At 69.0% G+C, this 16,826-nt stretch carries 13 protein-coding genes; 8 read left to right on the top strand and 5 right to left on the bottom strand.

Annotation, left to right across the window (positions count from 1 at the left end):
- Positions 1-210: 210 nt before the first annotated feature.
- The 3 genes from ACZ6ZQ_RS16080 to ACZ6ZQ_RS16090 all read left to right on the top strand — a co-directional run bounded on the left by ACZ6ZQ_RS16080 (position 211) and on the right by ACZ6ZQ_RS16090 (position 4,144).
- Positions 211-1,068, top strand: coding sequence for a hypothetical protein (locus ACZ6ZQ_RS16080; RefSeq protein ID WP_469769155.1), 858 nt, complete (start codon positions 211-213; stop codon positions 1,066-1,068).
- On the top strand, positions 1,065-2,432 hold the full coding sequence (locus tag ACZ6ZQ_RS16085; RefSeq protein WP_469769156.1) for a cytochrome P450: 1,368 nt from the start codon (positions 1,065-1,067) through the stop codon (positions 2,430-2,432). Before ACZ6ZQ_RS16080 ends, ACZ6ZQ_RS16085 begins: the two co-directional genes overlap by 4 nt.
- 416 nt (positions 2,433-2,848) lie before the next feature.
- Entirely contained in the window at positions 2,849-4,144 is a 1,296-nt protein-coding gene (locus ACZ6ZQ_RS16090; protein ID WP_469769157.1) for a phosphatase PAP2 family protein, read from the top strand.
- Here ACZ6ZQ_RS16090 and ACZ6ZQ_RS16095 read toward each other — a convergent pair.
- Both ACZ6ZQ_RS16095 and ACZ6ZQ_RS16100 read right to left on the bottom strand, forming a co-directional pair.
- Positions 4,141-4,776, bottom strand: a complete 636-nt coding sequence (locus tag ACZ6ZQ_RS16095) for an alpha-ketoglutarate-dependent dioxygenase AlkB (protein WP_469769158.1) — start codon at positions 4,774-4,776, stop codon at positions 4,141-4,143. The genes ACZ6ZQ_RS16090 and ACZ6ZQ_RS16095 overlap by 4 nt on opposite strands.
- A 137-nt stretch (positions 4,777-4,913) precedes the next feature.
- Positions 4,914-5,999: a Kelch repeat-containing protein gene (locus ACZ6ZQ_RS16100; RefSeq protein ID WP_469769159.1), complete on the bottom strand. Its 1,086-nt coding sequence runs from the start codon at positions 5,997-5,999 to the stop codon at positions 4,914-4,916.
- Between the two features lie 252 nt (positions 6,000-6,251).
- Here ACZ6ZQ_RS16100 and ACZ6ZQ_RS16105 point away from each other — a divergent pair, with 252 nt between their 5' ends.
- Entirely contained in the window at positions 6,252-7,463 is a 1,212-nt protein-coding gene (locus ACZ6ZQ_RS16105; RefSeq protein ID WP_469769160.1) for a pyridoxal phosphate-dependent aminotransferase, read from the top strand.
- Positions 7,464-7,580: 117 nt separating this feature from the next.
- Entirely contained in the window at positions 7,581-7,967 is a 387-nt protein-coding gene (locus tag ACZ6ZQ_RS16110) for an SCO4983 family protein (RefSeq protein ID WP_469769161.1), read from the top strand.
- Positions 7,968-8,124: 157 nt separating this feature from the next.
- Here ACZ6ZQ_RS16110 and ACZ6ZQ_RS16115 read toward each other — a convergent pair whose 3' ends face one another.
- Positions 8,125-9,240, bottom strand: coding sequence for a glycosyltransferase (locus tag ACZ6ZQ_RS16115; RefSeq protein WP_469769162.1), 1,116 nt, complete (start codon positions 9,238-9,240; stop codon positions 8,125-8,127).
- Between the two features lie 373 nt (positions 9,241-9,613).
- Between ACZ6ZQ_RS16115 and ACZ6ZQ_RS16120 the strand changes: the two genes are divergently transcribed.
- Entirely contained in the window at positions 9,614-10,483 is an 870-nt protein-coding gene (locus tag ACZ6ZQ_RS16120) for a hypothetical protein (RefSeq protein ID WP_469769163.1), read from the top strand.
- 249 nt (positions 10,484-10,732) lie between these two features.
- On the opposite strand, the gene ACZ6ZQ_RS16125 is transcribed toward ACZ6ZQ_RS16120, so the two are convergent.
- Positions 10,733-12,556, bottom strand: coding sequence for a phosphoenolpyruvate carboxykinase (GTP) (locus ACZ6ZQ_RS16125; protein WP_469769164.1), 1,824 nt, complete (start codon positions 12,554-12,556; stop codon positions 10,733-10,735).
- Between the two features lie 208 nt (positions 12,557-12,764).
- Between ACZ6ZQ_RS16125 and trhA the strand changes: the two genes are divergently transcribed.
- Positions 12,765-13,442 (top strand): PAQR family membrane homeostasis protein TrhA, encoded by a 678-nt coding sequence (gene trhA / locus ACZ6ZQ_RS16130; RefSeq protein ID WP_469769165.1) that lies wholly within the window; start codon positions 12,765-12,767, stop codon positions 13,440-13,442.
- Positions 13,443-13,633: 191 nt separating this feature from the next.
- A complete protein-coding gene (locus ACZ6ZQ_RS16135) occupies positions 13,634-14,257 on the top strand; it encodes a TetR/AcrR family transcriptional regulator (RefSeq protein WP_469769166.1) in 624 nt (207 codons plus the stop codon).
- On the opposite strand, the gene ACZ6ZQ_RS16140 is transcribed toward ACZ6ZQ_RS16135, so the two are convergent.
- The gene (locus tag ACZ6ZQ_RS16140; protein ID WP_469769225.1) at positions 14,235-16,652 is read right to left on the bottom strand and encodes a galactose oxidase-like domain-containing protein; all 2,418 of its coding nucleotides are present in this window, start codon (positions 16,650-16,652) and stop codon (positions 14,235-14,237) included. The two genes, ACZ6ZQ_RS16135 and ACZ6ZQ_RS16140, sit on opposite strands and share 23 nt — an antisense overlap.
- Positions 16,653-16,826 lie beyond the last annotated feature (174 nt).

Here is a 16,826-nt window from a genome sequence, read left to right on the forward strand (position 1 = left end):
CCGGGACCCGAGCTCCTTATGTAAGGAATGGGCGGTGGGTCCAACCCACCCACCCTCCCAAGTGCCCACCGAACCACCAGAGATGACATTTCGTGACCGGCTTGCCACGGACTGTCGCGACCCTCTAGCGTTCGCAACAACAAACGACCCCGACCGGGTGCTACCAACACCCGCCGGGGTCTGACCTTCAAGATCGGTAAAGGCGATCTCGTGGCTGCTGAAAACAATAGTGCTGCCCTGCCCACGCCCGCACACCCCATGGCCAAGCCGGGCTACGGCAAACGCACCGCCCCCGGCCAAGTCCCCCGCCGCAAGGGCGACTTCGACCATCTCCCCGCCCGCGAGGCGGAGATCGCCGCCTTCATCGACCGGCTCCCCGAGGGCGCCGCGATCGACATCAAGACGCTCGCCCGCGAACTGCCCCGCTACGGCCAGCAGGCCGTGACCAAGGCCCTCAACGGGCTTGCGGCGGCCGGGCATCTGCGGCGCGTGCGCGAGTCCCTCGGGGAGGGGCTGTCGCAGTGGGTGTTCCGTACGTACTTCACCCGCACCGCCCGCGACAGCGCCTGGTGGGCGCGGTTCGTTCGCGGTGACGTACCACCCGAAGAGGCGACCTCCGAAACCCCCGAACCGCCCTCGCAGGCCTACGACACGCTTGCCCGCGCCGGGCGGACCGACCCCCGCATGACCCTTTCCGCCGCCGAGTGCGCCACGCTCGAAGCGCTCGCCACGCAGTGGTTGGCGCACGGGGCCACCCCGGAACAGCTGCTGCACGCCCTCACGTCCGGCCTGCCGGAACAGGTCCACTCCGCCGGCGCCTTCGCCCGCCGCCGGCTGATGGCCAAGATGCCGCCGCCCGTTCCCGTACGACCGCAGCGCCGCACGCTCGTCGAATGCACGGAATGCGGAGTGCCGGGCACGCCGGAGGCGCTGCCCGACGGGGTGTGCGACGGCTGTCGCGTACCGCTGGAGCCGGAAGAGGTGCGGCGCAGGGTGGCGGCGCTCAGGAGCGACCTTCCGCCGGCCAGGTACCGGATCGGTACCGGCATCCCTACCGTGGACGTATGACAACCACTGGCACGGAGATTCCGGGCCCCGCGGGCCTGCCGCTGCTTGGCTCGATGTTCGATCTCAAGCGGGACTCACTCGGTACGTATCTCAACGCACAGCGGGAGCACGGGGACGTCGTCAGGTTCACCGCGGGTCCGCCCGGGCTGCGGGTGGAGTTGTACGCGGTGTTCTCGGCGGAGGGTGCCCAGCAGGTGCTGGCGACCGAATCGGCCAACTTCCGTAAGGACAACGCCTTTTATCAAGAGGTCCGGGAGTCGTTCGGGAACGGCTTGCTGACCAGCCAGGACGAGGACTATCTCAGGCAGCGCCGCCTTGTGCAGCCGCTCTTCACCCGCCGCCGGGTCGACGGCTACGCCGAGGCCGTCACCGACGAGACCGCCTCACTCCTGGCGGGCTGGCACAACGCACCCGACGCCACCGTCGATGTCGTCGACGAGATGACGCGGCTCACTCTGCGCGCCGTCGCCCGCATTCTGTTCGGCGTGGATGTCGAGGCCGCGGTCGATGTCGTGGAGCGCTGCTTCCCGGTGATCGGGAGCTACACACTCCAGCGCGGATACTCGCCTGCCAATCCGCCCCGCAGCTGGCCGACTCCCTCCAACCGCAAGGCCGCCGCCGCGATGGACGAGCTGTACGCGGTGTGCGACCGGATCATCGAGAAGCGGCGCGCGGAGGGTGACGCCGCGAAGGGCGACGACCTGCTGACTCTGCTCGCGCAGGCGCGGAGCGCGGAGGACGACAGTCTGGACGCGGCCGAGATCCGGGACCAGGTGCTGATCTTCCTGCTCGCCGGGCACGAGACGACGGCGACATCGCTCGCGTTCGCGCTGCATCTCCTGGCCCGCCACCCCGAGATGCAGGAGCGGGCGCGCGCGGAGGCAGACCGTGTACTCGCCGGCCGGACGCCCGAGGCGTACGACCTCGACGCGCTCCCCTACCTCACCCAGGTGCTGAAGGAGGCCATGCGGCTGTACCCGGCCGGTCCCGTCATCGGGCGGCAGGCGGTCGCGGCGGCCGAGATCGGCGGGTACACGATCCCGGCCGGCGCGGATGTGATCGTGGCGCCGTGGGTGACGCACCGGCACCCTCGGTACTGGGAGGATCCGGAGCGGTTCGACCCTGACCGGTTCGCACCAGAGCGGGAGAAGGAGCGCCCCCGGTACGCCTGGTTCCCGTTCGGCGGCGGGCCGCGGGCCTGCATCGGTCAGCACTTCTCGATGCTGGAGTCCGTGCTGGCGCTCTCGATGATCCTGCGGGCGTACGAACTGCGGGCGGTGGACGTGGACGTCCCCGTCGACACGGGCATCACGCTGCGGGCCGCGGGGCCGGCACGCTGCAGGCTGCGGCCGCTCAGCGAGTAAGCAGGGCAGGGCGCCTGCTGAGGGCCCGGGCACCCTTGGGTGCCCGGGCCCTCACCTCACCTCAGCCGTCCACGTCCGCGCAGATCGCGCGGGCGAAATGTTCGGATCCGCCTCCGATACCCCGTCCGCAACATCGCGGGCTTCGACGTGCTCCCTCTCGACGAGCTCGGCCGGATCACTCCGGCCGCACGCTCCAGCGGCCGCCGTGTGGTCACCGACGACCAAGCGAGCCTGCTCGCCGCCGTGTTCGTCGTACCCGTGATCAGCGAACCCACTTGCTCCGCTAGCATGTTCGAGCCCGTAACGATCATATTGAAATGTGAAAAACCGGCTGGAAATTGATACCTACAACAACGCGAGGGTTTTCGCGAACAGATGGCAGCCTTCAGTTGGCTGCACGGCGTCAACCACGCGTCATGCTGTGGGTCGCGGTGAGTGTGGTGGGGCTCGGATTCCTCATCGCACTGGAGATCGCCGCGCGTCGGTACGGCGAGCCGGGGCCGATCACCGACCAGGCGCGAGAGGTGATATTCGCCCCCAGATCGGGGACGGGGCTCTACGCCGGTATGGCGTTGATGATGGTGGTGCTCACCTGGCGGCAGCGGTTCATCGCGGCATGCGCCGCGATCGGCATCGACATCGCCTTCTGGCTCGTGCGGTGGGCCGTCGACGCCGAAATGATGTTCGGCAACGGCGCGTTGTGGGTGACTTTGGCCTGTGCCGTCATCGCCGTCACGCGCCGCACCGGCCGGGACCGCGTCCTGCTGCTGAAAGGCGTCGGACTGGCCCTGCTGCTGGTGGTCGGCGGCAAGACCGGCCACACCTGGCTGCTGATCACGTCGAAGACCCGCCCGGCGGTGCTCGACCAGTACGTGGCAACCGCCGATCACGCGTTGGGCAACCCGTCGTGGCTGGTGGGCCGGATCGTCGAGGCCACCGGCACGGTCGGCGCCCACGTTCTCGACTGGGTCTACCTTCAGCTCGAGGTGGCCGCGGTCGTCGTCGCGCTGTACCAGCTGCGCAAAGTAGCGGTGGAGCGCCGCTTCCCGGGCCATCATCTGGTGCGCACGTTTCTGGTCATCGGCCTGCTCGGGCCGGGCATCTACATGATCTTCCCGGTGGTCGGACCGATCTTCGCCTACGGTGCCGACGGGGGGCATTGGGCGGTGGCCGACCTGTGGCCGGGCACGCCGCCGCCGGTCAGTACCCCGCACCCGATGCCATTCGACGAGATCACCCCGCGCAACTGCATGCCCAGCCTGCACACGGCGTGGGCTACCGCGCTGTTCATTCATTCCCGCAAGGGCCCGCGGGCTCTGCGACTCGCAGGCGCCTTCTGGCTGATCGCCACGCTCGGCGCAACGCTGGGCTTCGGCTACCACTACGGCGCGGACATCGTCGCCGGTGTGGTGTTCACGCTCACGATCGAGACGGCGCTGCGTTCGCTCGACCGCGGCTGGGACCGGCAGGGAATCCGGCTGGTCGCCTACGGCACCGCGGTCTTCGCTGCGCTCTTGGCGTCGTATCGCTATCTGTCGATGGAGATGGCCGAACATCCGTGGGTGTTCGGGCCGCTGCTCATTCTGGCGATGACCTCGGTGGTCTACGGCTTCGTACGGACCACCAAGCTGTGGGAACGGAAGGCCGTGTCGGTGCATCTGCCGGAACCACGACGCGAACCGCAGCCCGAACTGGCCCGGTCAGGGCACTAGTTCACGCCGCGTGGGCGGAACTGGATGCTGATGCGGGGGCCGACCGGCCGCGCGGTCTTCGGTACGGCGTGCTCCCAGGTGCGCTGGCAGGAGCCGCCCATGACGACGAGATCGCCGTGACCGAGGGCCTTGCGGACGGGGTCGCGGCGGCCGTTCCGGGGCCGTAGCACCAGATCGCGCGGGGCGCCGACGGAGAGGATGGCGACCATCGTGTCCTCCCGGGCGCCTCGCCCGATGCGGTCGCCGTGCCAGGCGACGCTGTCGTGGCCGTCGCGGTAGTAGCAGAGCCCGGCCGTCGCGAAGGGTTCGCCGAGCTCGTCGGCGTAGTGGGCGGAGAGGGCGTCGCGCGCCTCGGCGAGGACGGGGTGCGGGAGCGGGTCCCCTTCGCGGTAGTACGCGAGCAAGCGGGGCACGTCGACCTCGTGCTCGTACATCTGCCGGCGCTCGGCTCGCCACGGGACGCCGTCGGCCAGCTCCTCGAACAGCGCGTCCGCGCCGGTGAGCCAGCCCGGCAGAACGTCGAGCCAGGCCCCGTCGCCGAGCACGGTCCTGCGGACGACGCCCGTCAGCGGACCGAGGCGGATCTCGTCGGTCTGGTCGAAGAGCGACCCCTGCAGATGGACTGCTGCCATACATCAAGGGTAACCAGAAAACCGAACACGTGCGCTATTTCATTGAGGGCTGTCGCCCCCCACCGGGCGACGGAAACGGGGGCTGGCCGGTGCAGTGCCCCCGTTTCCGTGGCCGGGCGGCCGGGGCGGGTGGTTCTTCAGTGGTGACGACGCTCGATCGCGAAGGCCTCCACCGTGGTCGTAGCCATCCCGTTACTGAGCTCCCCGCCGACGGCATACACACACCTGCTCTTCGGGGACTTGGGACACGACGCCCTCGTGGCACCGAGGTCCGCGCGGGGAGTCGGCAGAGAGGGCAGGGTCTCCCAGGTGTTGCCGACGATGCTGTACGTCTCCGCCCTGTCGCTCACGCCATCGCCGGAGCCGTCGTCCCCGCCGACGGCGTACACGCAACCGTTCCTGGTCCCCTGGGGACAAGGTGCCGCCGCCACGCCCAGGAAGCTGCGCGCCGTCGGCAGCGAGGCCAGCCTCGACCAGAGGTTGGTGGCGGGGTTGTACACCTCGACCGCGTCCGACGGCGTCGTACCGTCGCCGGTGTCGCCGCCAATGGCGTACACGCACGTGTTCTTCGAGCCGAGCCCGGGCGGGCAGTCAGCCCCAACCGCCGCCAGACCCGCGCGAGCGGTCAGCAGGTCGGGGAGTGTCGCCCACGTGTCCGTGGCCGGGCTGTACGCCTCGACCGTGCTCGACGGCGTCTGGCCCGCGGCGCCGTCGGTGTCGCCGCCGATGGCGTACACGCAGCTCCCTCGCAGCCCCTTGACGCCCCTGGGGCACGGCGCTGTGGCCGCTGCCAGGGATTCACGGGGGGTCGGCAGGTCGCTCACGGTCTTCCAGGTGTTCGTGAAGGGGCTGTACACCTCCACCTTGGCGCTGACGTCACCGCCCGGCTCCGTGCGCCCGCCGATGGCGTACACGCAGCCGTTCTTCACCCCCTTGGGGCAGCGTGCCGTCGTCGCGGCCAGGTGACTGCGCGGCGTCGGCAGGGCAGGAAGGTTCGCCCACGCGTTGATGCGCGGGTTGAAGGCTTCCGCACTACCGGCCGCGGCAGCGCCTTCTCCCCCGATCGCGTACACGCAGGTGACCTTCCGGTCGTCCGGGCACGCAGTCCTCGCCACCGCCAGGGCTTCCCTGGCGACCCCCAGCGGCTTGACGGTCAGCCACACACCCTGGGCGTGCGCGGAGGTCGCCGTCAACGCAAGCAGCGGCACAATCAGCGCGATCACGACCCGCCGCCACCGGGACCGCGCACCGGGCGGTATCGCCCGGTCAGAGAACGGATTGCCCACCATCGACTACCTCTTTCCGGCAGGCCGCGGCGGTGTGCCACGGCGCGAACGAGAGTTGCACTCCCCTCCATCCACGGTCACGGTCGGCCACCGTGCCACCACAGTGCGGCCAACCGGCCCAAGCCCCGAAGCACCCGACGTGGCACAAAACACTGAGCGTCTCGCCCGGCACCCCCGTAAGCTCGCGTCATGCAGGTGATCCAGTCGACCAAGCTCGCCAACGTCTGTTACGAGATCCGGGGCCCGGTGCTCGAGGAGGCGATGCGGCTTGAGGCAGCAGGTCACCGCATCCTCAAGCTGAACACCGGAAACCCCGCCGCCTTCGGGTTCGAGTGCCCGCCGGCGATCCTCGAGGACATCCTTCGGAACGTCGGCGACGCGCACGGGTACGGGGACGCGAAGGGCCTGCTCAGCGCGCGGCGCGCGGTCATGAGCCATTACGAGACCAAGGGCATCCCCCTGTCGGTCGAGGACGTCTACCTCGGCAACGGCGCCTCCGAGCTGATCCAGATGTCGATGCAGGCGCTGCTCGACGACGGTGACGAGGTGCTTGTACCGGCGCCGGACTATCCGCTGTGGACCGCCTCCGTCTCGCTCGCGGGCGGGACCGCCGTGCACTACCGGTGCGACGAGCAGGCCGACTGGATGCCGGACCTCGCGGACATCGAGCGGAAGATCACCGATCGGACGAAGGCGATCGTGATCATCAACCCGAACAATCCGACGGGTGCGGTCTACGACGACGAGATGCTGCGCGGGCTGACGGAGATCGCCCGCCGCCACCAGCTGGTCGTCTGCTCCGACGAGATCTACGACAAGATCCTCTACGACGGGGCCACGCACACCCCGACCGCCTCGATCGCGCCCGATCTGCTGGTGCTGACCTTCAACGGGATGTCCAAGAACTACCGGGTGGCGGGCTACCGCAGCGGCTGGCTCGCGGTCTGCGGCCCGAAGGCGCACGCGGCCTCGTACATCGAGGGCCTGACGATCCTGGCGAACATGCGCCTGTGCGCGAACATGCCGGCGCAGCACGCCGTGGCCGCCGCGCTCCAGGGGCGGCAGTCGATCGAGGATCTGGTGCTGCCGGGCGGGCGGCTGCTGGAGCAGCGGGATGTGGCGTACGACCTGCTGACCCAGATCCCGGGCGTGACGTGCGTGAAGCCGAAGGGGGCGCTGTACCTCTTCCCGCGGCTCGACCCGAACGTCTACAAGATCAAGGACGACCGCCAGATGGTGCTGGACCTGCTGCGGGCCGAGAAGATCATGGTCGTGCACGGGACCGGCTTCAACTGGCGCGAGCCGGACCACTTCCGGATCGTCACGCTGCCGAACGCGAAGGACCTGGCGGACGCGGTGACGCGGATCGGGAACTTCCTGGACGGATACGGCCAGCCGTGACCCGTGAGATCCCGGCTGTCGCCGGGATCTCCCCATCTCCAGGATCTTCGGACTCCACTCAACTTTAGACGGAATCTAAGCTAGGATGGCCGCAGAGCTACTGCAGGAGGCCATCCCATGTACGAGCCGATCCGCTCGAAGTCGGTGCACTCGATGGCCGGCGAGACCGACTTCCCTCACCGCACCCGCGAGGAGGAGCTGGACATACAGCTCGCCGGCCACCTCGCCGCACTCCTCGCCGTCACCGACGAGCTCGGGCTCGACACCGAGGCCGACCGCATCGCCGAGCAGGTCGCCCGGCTGCGTGGCGCCCCGCCCGCGCGCCACGCCGGACTGAGCGGCGCCGACCCGGCCGCCCTCCACCACCGCGCCCTCGCCCTCGCCGGACGCGCCCTGGTCGTCGCCGCCTCGCGCGCCGACACCGCCGCGGCGATCCTCTCGGCCGAGCGCATGGACGCACACACCGCCGCTCTGCGCGACGCGCAGCTCGTCGGCACCCCCTGACGGCCCCGGTCCGCGGGCCGCGGAGGCGCGCGGACCGGGTGCCACCATCGAGGAACCGCACCGCCGGCGGACCCCAAGGCGGTACGTGGCGGTGGCGGGGCCGCAGCCACGGCAACTGGCGCGGCTCCCCTCGGCGTTCAGAATGTCGCGCTCGGCCCTATCGCTTGGACTTCGCCATCGAGGGCTTCGCCCGTTTGCGTCCTGCCGACGCCGCGGAGGGCGGGCTGAGGACCGCGGAGAGACGTTTGGCGGCATACTCCCGGTTGGCAAGCGTCTGCTCGCGACGGGCCTCGGGGAGATCGGGCATGGCCAGGAGCCGATCGCACGCCTGGTAGGAGCCCGGCCAGTCCCCCACCCAGTACGCGATGATCGAGTACTCGAACAGCAGCCCCCAGCGGTACACCCAGGGGCTGACGAACAGCAGATCGTTCGGAACGGGCCGGTTGAGTCCGGCGCAGACGAAGGCGTGCGCGGCCCGGTAACGGCCCATGACCCGCAGCCGTGAGGCCAACTCGTAGCAGGCTTCGAGGCGATGGGGCCTGCTCTCCCAGGCCTGCACGAGCGCATCCATGCCGCCCGGCCAGTCACCGTTGTCGGCCTTGAGGATTCCGGCCTGGAGCTGTGCGTAGTAGACCTCTTCGGGCCAGCCGCCCATCTTCGCGCGGCGCTCGTAGAAACCGATGGCCTCTTCCGCCCGCCCCATGTCCCGCATGGTCTGGGCCAGGTAGAAGACGGTGCGGGGGTTGTCGGGGTCCCGTTCGAGCTCGGCGCTCAGCAGGCGTGCGTCGCGCTCGAACTTGTCGTGACGCGATCCCCCGTCGGCGTGGTCCACGATGACCAGGGCGTCGAGGTTCGCCTGATCGGCCGGCTCGTCGGTGGTGAGGTACTCGTGCGTGACACCTTCGTAGCGCCAGGCGAGGTCACCCCTGACCAGCCGCTTGATGCGGTACTCCAGGTTGCCTTCGTGCCGCAGCATGTAGGAGGCCGCGGTGAGCGGCGGGAGGGGGCCGTCCTGCCGGATCTCCAGGTCGGCGTCGACCAGGAGCAGATAGTCGGCCTTACCGCGCGCGTGACTGATGTTCAGGCTCCGGTTGTGACCGAAGTTGACCCACGGCTCCTCGTGGAGCTCGCCGGGGATGCCGCTGAGTGTCTTGCGGATCAGTTCCTGCGTCCCGTCCGTGGACCCCGTATCGGAGATCACCCAGGTGGTGATGAGGTCACGGACCGATGCGAGGCAGCGTTCGATGACGCCGGACTCGTTCTTCACGATCATGCAAAGGCAAATGGACGGCTGCTTCACGTCATCACCGATCCCCGCGTAGCTGTGCGCGCGACGCTAGGGGCCGGCCGGCACGGAACCGGTCCGGCACGCCGATGTCTAGCCCCTTCGGATGTCCCGTACGCGCCCGATGCGTTGATCGTTCGGCGCGCCTGCTGACAAACGCCGAAGTCACCGCCGAATCATGGCCAACGGCACACCACAGGCGCTTTCGGACAAAAGGCGGCGAAGCGCGACGTCCCGGCTACCCCGTCAGGCCCCGGGCGATCCCGCGGGCAACGCAGGCACGACAGCCACGTCCCGGAGGACGACCTGTGAGTACCCACCTCACGCACGATCAGCTCCACTCAAGAAAGCAGGTCACTTCATGAGTCCTGAAAACAGGACTGTCCCCGGGCTCGGCCCGCTGCCGCAGGGACGCAGATGGCTTGTCGGCGGCGCGATGACGTCTGTGGCGCTCATCATGCTGGGCCTCAGCAGCCCCGCACTGGCGACTGCGCCCAGCCCTCGTTCGTCGGTCGACATGGGAGGCACGGCAGCACTGGCCGACGAGTGCTACGACGAGGATGGCCCCTACGCGTTCCTGAACAACGACAAGTGCAAGGACAAGGGCAAGAAGGGCAAGACCGGGGCGACCGGCGCCACGGGTGCCACCGGCGCCACCGGCGCCACGGGTGCCACCGGTGCCACGGGCGACACCGGACCCGGTGGCGCCACGGGACCGACCGGCGACACCGGACCGACCGGTGACACCGGAGCCACCGGTGACACGGGACCGTGCTCCGACATCGACAGCTACGCTCCCAACAACGCCGAAGAGTTCAGCGTGGTGCTCACCGGCGGGCAGTACTTCGTCGGCCAGCGGCTCCACGAGGCCGCCGTGGACACGAACGGCAACGGAGTCCCGGACGATGACGAGGACGGCGACGGCATCGACTTCGAGGCCATCGGACCGTACGCCTGGCAGAACATCAGCGATGGGGATCCGAACCCCGGCTTCCCCGCGAACCCGTGTGCCGCGTCCATCACCTCCCAGGGCAACTCGGCCTACGCCAAGGTGCTCACCACCGACGGCGAGGTGTGGGAGACCCACGGTGACGTCGAGGGGCTGGGCTTCGTCTGGGACGAGCCGTGGGTCGAGCTCACGGAACCGGCGGAGGTCGCAGTGAGCAACTTCCACAGCGAGAAGGCGCTCACCGGGGCGCTGAGGAACACCCCCCTGAACCGGAAGGACTGATGAGCCGGGCATCGCCCGGCGACAACCAGTCCGAATCCTGACGGAACAGTAGTGTGCCGTGCCCGGGCATCGTCCCGGGCACGGCACACGCATGTGTGCCGCAAGGCGTCACGCCGTCGCGCCCAGCCGGACGCTGTCGACCGTCCCCTCGCTCAGCCACGAAGTGCGGTGCCCGAGAAAGGCAAGGGCCGGGGCCCGCTCCGTACGCCGTTGTACGGTGCGGGCCCCGGCCACGAGCCGGCTGCGGGCTCAGCCCAGGCGGGCCACCAGCGCGCGGTACTCGTCCCACAGCTCCTTCGGGGTGTGGTCACCGAAGGTGTTGAGGTGCTCGGGGACCAGCGCCGCCTCCTCGCGCCACACGTCCGTGTCGACCTTGAGCAGGAAGTCGAGGTCCTCGTCGGCCAGTTCGAGGCCGTCCGTGTCGAGCGCGTCGCGCGTCGGCAGGATGCCGATCGGGGTCTCGACGCCCTCGGCCTTGCCCTCCAGGCGCTCCACGATCCACTTCAGGACGCGGCCGTTCTCGCCGAAGCCGGGCCAGACGAACTTGCCCGCGTCGTTCTTGCGGAACCAGTTCACGTAGTAGATCTTCGGCAGCTTGGACTGGTCGGCGTTCTTGCCGACCTTGAGCCAGTGGGCCATGTAGTCGCCCATGTTGTAGCCGCAGAACGGCAGCATCGCGAACGGGTCGCGGCGCAGCTCGCCGACCTTGCCCTCGGCCGCGGCGGTCTTCTCGGAGGCCACGTTCGCACCGAGGAAGACTCCGTGCTGCCAGTCGAAGGACTCGGTCACCAGCGGGACGGCGGTGGCGCGGCGGCCGCCGAAGAGGATCGCCGAGATCGGCACGCCCTTCGGGTCCTCCCACTCGGGGGCGATGATCGGGCACTGCCCGGCCGGGACGGTGAAGCGGGCGTTGGGGTGGGCGGCCGGGGTCTCCGACTCCGGCGTCCAGTCGTTGCCCTTCCAGTCGACGAGGTGCTCGGGCAGCTCCTCGGTCATGCCCTCCCACCACACGTCGCCGTCGTCGGTCAGCGCGACGTTGGTGAAGACGGAGTTGCCCCACATCGTCTTCATGGCGTTGGCGTTGGTGTGCTCGCCGGTGCCGGGCGCGACGCCGAAGAAGCCCGCCTCCGGGTTGATCGCGTACAGCCGGCCGTCCTCGCCGAAGCGCATCCAGGCGATGTCGTCGCCGATGGTCTCCACGGTCCAGCCGGAGATCGTGGGCTCCAGCATGGCGAGGTTGGTCTTGCCACAGGCGGAGGGGAACGCGGCGGCGACGTACTTCGGCTCACCCTGCGGCGGGGTCAGCTTGAGGATGAGCATGTGCTCGGCGAGCCAGCCCTCGTCGCGGGCCATGACGGAGGCGATGCGCAGGGCGTAGCACTTCTTGCCGAGCAGCGCGTTGCCGCCGTAGCCGGAGCCGTACGACCAGATCTCGCGGGTCTCCGGGAAGTGCGAGATGTACTTCGTGGAGTTGCACGGCCACGGCACGTCCTGCTCGCCCTCGGCAAGGGGAGCGCCCAGCGTGTGGACGGCCTTCACGAAGAAGCCGTCGGAGCCGAGCTCCTCGAGGACGGGCTGGCCCATACGGGTCATGGTGCGCATGGAGACGGCGACGTACGCGGAGTCGGTGATCTCGACGCCGATCGCGGAGAGGTCAGAGCCCAGCGGGCCCATGCAGAACGGGACGACGTACATCGTCCGGCCGCGCATCGAGCCGCGGAATATGCCCTTCTCGCCGGAGAAGATGGCCTTCATCTCGGCCGGGGCCTTCCAGTGGTTGGTCGGGCCCGCGTCCTCCTCCTTCTCGGAGCAGATGAAGGTGCGGTCCTCGACCCGGGCGACATCGGTCGGGTCGGAGGCGGCGTAGTACGAGTTCGGGCGCTTGATCGGATCCAGCTTCTTGAACGTTCCCTTGGCGACGAGCTCCTCACACAGGCGCTCGTACTCGGCCTCGGAACCATCGCACCAGACGACCTTGTCCGGCTGCGTCAGAGCTGCGATCTCGTCGACCCAGGCGATCAGTTCCTGGTGATTGGTGGGGACGGTGCTGGGAGCCGCGATGTCGCGCGCCACGATCGCTCCTAAGTGAGGGGTATGAAGGTTGGTGCCCCGTGGGGGCTGCGACCCGGATGCTTCACTGCATCTATCTCTCTGGCGCTCATCCGGTGCCGACCGCACTCATCTGATCATCGGTGGAGTCTGCGCATATGTCCAGAGGGCCCCTCACGTGAGCATCAACACTCGTACCCGAGACCTACGGAGGCGTAGGTAGCATGCCGCCATGACAGCAGCCGCATCCGACGCGACCGAGACAGATCCACCGCCGGTGAAGCCGAGGCTGCGGGGGTGGCTGCATGCGGGGATGTTCCCCGCCGTGCTCATCGCGGGCGTCGTTCTCACGGCGCTCGCCGATTCGACACGAGGCCGCATTGCCTGCGGCATCTATGTGCTCACCGCCTGCGCACTCTTCGGTGTGAGCGCGCTGTACCACCGGGGCGACTGGGGCCCGCGCGCGACGGCCGTCCTCCGTCGGCTCGACCACGCGAACATTTTTCTGATCATCGCCGGTACCTATACCCCGCTGACGCTGCTACTCCTTCCGGACTCCACCGGGCGAGTGCTGTTGTGGGCCGTGTGGGCGGCTGCGGTTGCGGGAATCGCGTTCCGGGTGTTCTGGGTCGGCGCCCCACGCTGGCTCTACACCCCGTGCTACATAGCGATGGGCTGGGCGGCGGTCTTCTTCCTGCCCGACTTCATGCGTGAGGGCGGCATCGCGGTGCTCGTCCTCGTGATCATCGGCGGGCTGCTCTACAGCGCGGGCGGCGTGATCTACGGAATGAAGCGGCCGAACCCGTCACCGCACTGGTTCGGGTTCCACGAGGTCTTCCACTCCCTCACGCTGGCGGCGTTCGTCGTCCACTACGTGGGCATCTCCCTGGTCGCCTACCAGCACGCATAGCACGTACGCGTAACCCGGGCCCCACCCCCACTCCTCGCCTCTCACTCCTCACCGGAAGGCCCGTGGCAGCCGCCACGGGCCTCCCGGCATATTGACGGCCACCAACTTTTGAGAGTTACCACCATTTGACAGCTGCCGTCCGAGTCCCCGGACATGGCCGGACCCACGGCGGATGCCCGACAATGACGACCATGGCCGCCTCCGTACGCACGCCGCTCGAAGAGCACCAGCCTCCGATGGGGCTGCGCGAGCGCAAGAAGCTCAAGACCCGCATCGCGATCCGCCGGGCCACATACCGGCTGATCGCCGAGCAGGGCTACGAGGCGACCACGATCGAGCAGATCGCGGCGGCGGCCGAGGTCTCCCCCTCCACCGTCTTCCGCTACTTCCCCACCAAGGAAGACATCGTCCTCACCGACGAGTACGACCCGATCATGGAACAGGTGCTGCGGGGGCGGCCAGCCGACGAGCCGCCCCTGGAGTCGCTGCGGTTCGTCATCACACACGCCGTCCGGGCCCTCCAGGAGAGCGACCCCGACGAGATGTACCAGCGCACGAGGCTGCTGGTGGAGGTCCCGGCCGTCCGGGCCCGGATGACCGAGACCATGGCCGAGACCTCCCTCCTGCTGTCGCGCGCCCTCGCCGAGCGCACCGGTCGGGACGCGGACGACCTGGAAGTACGGGTCTTCACCGCCGCCGTGTTGGGTGCCCTGCGCGAAGTGACGATCTACTGGGCGGAGCACGACCAGCGAGGTGATCCGGTCGCGCTCCTCGACCGCGCCCTGGACACGCTCAAGGACGGCCTGACCCTCTGAGGTCCCCCTTTCCGCAGGTCCGGCCGTCCCGGTCCGGGTCGAGCCGCAGCGGATCGTCCTTCCCGTTGACCTTCAGCCGGCCGTACCCGTGCGCCGTGAGCCAGTCGCAGCGGGATTTCGTCGTCGCCTTCACCGGCTCCGGGAAGGCGAGCGGCACGCACACGTTCACCGAGCCGTAGTGCCGGTCGCAGCCCGCGACCTGCGGACTCACCGGCGCCGAGGCCCGCTTCCTGCCGTTCTTCCTGGGGGACTTGGCGAGGTCGCCCGCGAAGTCGTGGACATGCGCCGTGGGGGCGTCGCCGGCAGCCGCGAGCGCCGCGGGCGCGGCCCCGAGGTGCACCCACTCGGCGACCGTCGGAACGCCGTTGGCGTCGACGCCGAACAGCATGTACCAGCCGGGCGGCGCGAGATTCGGGTTACTGGTGACGTTCAGGTCGACTGTGCGGTCGTCGATGACGCTCATCGGCAGATCCACGAACCGCTGGTTCGGGTCCGAGGAGTGGGTGACCGCCGCCGGACGGATCAGCTCCGCCTTGGCGATCGGCCGGTCGACGGTGATCCGCTGCGTAGCGCCGTACTGCCACTCCTTGTCGATCACCGAAGTGATGCGCGGCCGCGGACCCTTGAGCAGATACGGCGGGGTGTAGATCGACACGTTGTGGTTGTACGTGCCGTTGCCCGGGTTGTCGCCCACCGCCATCACGCGGCCGTCGGGCAGCAGGAACGCCGAGGAGTGGTACGTCCGCGGGATCGGGTCGGCCGCCAGGCCCTCCTCGTACGTGTTCGTCGTCGGGTCGAAGAACGACGCCTCGTACACCGGGTCGGCCCGGTCGTGCAGACCACCGCCGGTCTCCAGCACCTTGCCGTCCGGCAGCAGTACGGCGGACACGAACATCTTGCCCTCGTCACCGGTCTGCGGCCGCTTGCCCTGGCCCTGGTCGACGAGGCCCTGCGGCAGTGGCGGGCCCGCCGTGTACTGCGGGCTCGGCTGCTTGAGGTCGATGATGTCGGTGAGCCGGTTGGCCACCGGATTGGTCTCGTTGTTGCCGCCGCCGACCGTCAGCACCCGCTGGTCCTGCGCGGGGGGCAGCAGCACGCTCGCGCTCTCGTCGCGCTGGTCCTTGTTCCGCAGGCCCGGCACGTCGGTGATGGTGTTGGCGTCGTAGTCGTAGATCGAGGCACCCGTGCCCTGGGTGCCGTTGCCGAAGACATGGCTGCCGGAGTAGAAGAGCCGGCCGTCCTGCATCAGGATCATCGACGGGTACAGACCCCAGTACGACCAGGTCTGGTTGACCTCGTTCATCGGCAGCCACTTGTTCTGCGCGGCCGAGAACTTCTCCGCCGTCACATTGCCCGTCGAGTCCTCCTTCAGCCCGCCGAAGGAGATCACGTCGCCGTTGCCGAGGATCGTCGCCGACGGATACCAGTGCCCGCCGTTCATGTCGTTCGTCCGCGTGTACGTCTCCGTCGCCGGGTCGAAGGTGTACGAGTCCTTCAGCCCCTGGTAGCCGATCGTGCCGTCGGCCGACGGATAGCCCTTGTTGCCGCTCATCACGAGCACCCGCCCGTCGGACAGCTGCACATGGCCGGCGCAGAACATGTCGGCGGGGGTGGGGATGTTCTTGTACGTGCCCGCCACCGGGTCGTACACGGCGGAGGTGAACGTGCCCGCCGCGAACATCGACGGGTCGTTGCCCGAGCCCGCGATCAACAGCACCTTGCCTCCCCCAGAGCCTCCGGCCTGGGAGGTGCCCCCATGCAGCACGACGGAGTGCATGGAGCGCACCGGGTTCTGCGTGGGCATGACCTCCCACCTGCCCTTGGCGCACTCCTCGGCCGTGCCCGTGCACACCGGGTCGGGCGCGGGCGGGGCGACCTCCTCCATCGCGTAGTCGTCGGTGGTGACGCTGCCGGTGCCGAAGACGGAGACGCCCCAGGTGATCTGGTCCGTGTTCGGCGGAATGACGGGCGTACGGACCTCGCTGCGGGTCCAGCCCGCCTCCATGGGAAGGGTGCGCAGGTCGGTCCAGTACTGCCAGCCGAGGACGGTGTCGTGCCGGAAGAGGGTGAGGGCGGTGTCCGGGGTCGTCGACCTGTACCAGAACGACAGGTCGTACTGACGCTCCGGGACGACGTTCGGCGCGCAGGCGGCGGACTCGGTGATGAGGGCCTTGCGGTCGCCGTCGACGCGTCGGGTCAACTCGACCTTCATCGCGGCCGAACCGGTGTGCGCGTCGGCGGTCGTGGTGAAGGTGAAGTCGTTGTCGCCCCAGCCGGACTTGGACCAGCAGGACGGCATGTCCCCGCTGCCGGCGGTCTCGAAGCCGGGGTTCTTGACGAGGTTCGGGCCCGCGGTGGCGGGCTGCTGGGCGGAGAGGAGGAGGCCCGCGGTCATGACGGCGACGGCGAACAGGGCGGTCGTTCTGCGTATGGACGGCATCAACGGTGTGGATGGCATCAACTGGTGCTCCTTGCGGTACGGCTCCTGGCGGTACGGCTTCCTGCGTTGCCTCCTTTTCGCGGCAGACTGCGTTCTCCCGGGGACCGGGACATCAGCGGCTGCCGCCGC

This window comes from Streptomyces sp. NPDC053673 (genome assembly GCF_055585225.1).

Coding starts and splice junctions, on each gene's coding strand:
- ACZ6ZQ_RS16140 (WP_469769225.1), bottom strand. CDS start 16,652: ATGACCGCGGGCCTCCTCCTCTCCGCCCAGCAGCCCGCCACCGCGGGC.
- trhA (WP_469769165.1), top strand. CDS start 12,765: ATGACAGCAGCCGCATCCGACGCGACCGAGACAGATCCACCGCCGGTG.
- ACZ6ZQ_RS16120 (WP_469769163.1), top strand. CDS start 9,614: ATGAGTCCTGAAAACAGGACTGTCCCCGGGCTCGGCCCGCTGCCGCAG.
- ACZ6ZQ_RS16105 (WP_469769160.1), top strand. CDS start 6,252: ATGCAGGTGATCCAGTCGACCAAGCTCGCCAACGTCTGTTACGAGATC.
- ACZ6ZQ_RS16135 (WP_469769166.1), top strand. CDS start 13,634: ATGGCCGCCTCCGTACGCACGCCGCTCGAAGAGCACCAGCCTCCGATG.
- ACZ6ZQ_RS16095 (WP_469769158.1), bottom strand. CDS start 4,776: ATGGCAGCAGTCCATCTGCAGGGGTCGCTCTTCGACCAGACCGACGAG.
- ACZ6ZQ_RS16085 (WP_469769156.1), top strand. CDS start 1,065: ATGACAACCACTGGCACGGAGATTCCGGGCCCCGCGGGCCTGCCGCTG.
- ACZ6ZQ_RS16110 (WP_469769161.1), top strand. CDS start 7,581: ATGTACGAGCCGATCCGCTCGAAGTCGGTGCACTCGATGGCCGGCGAG.
- ACZ6ZQ_RS16090 (WP_469769157.1), top strand. CDS start 2,849: ATGCTGTGGGTCGCGGTGAGTGTGGTGGGGCTCGGATTCCTCATCGCA.
- ACZ6ZQ_RS16115 (WP_469769162.1), bottom strand. CDS start 9,240: ATGATCGTGAAGAACGAGTCCGGCGTCATCGAACGCTGCCTCGCATCG.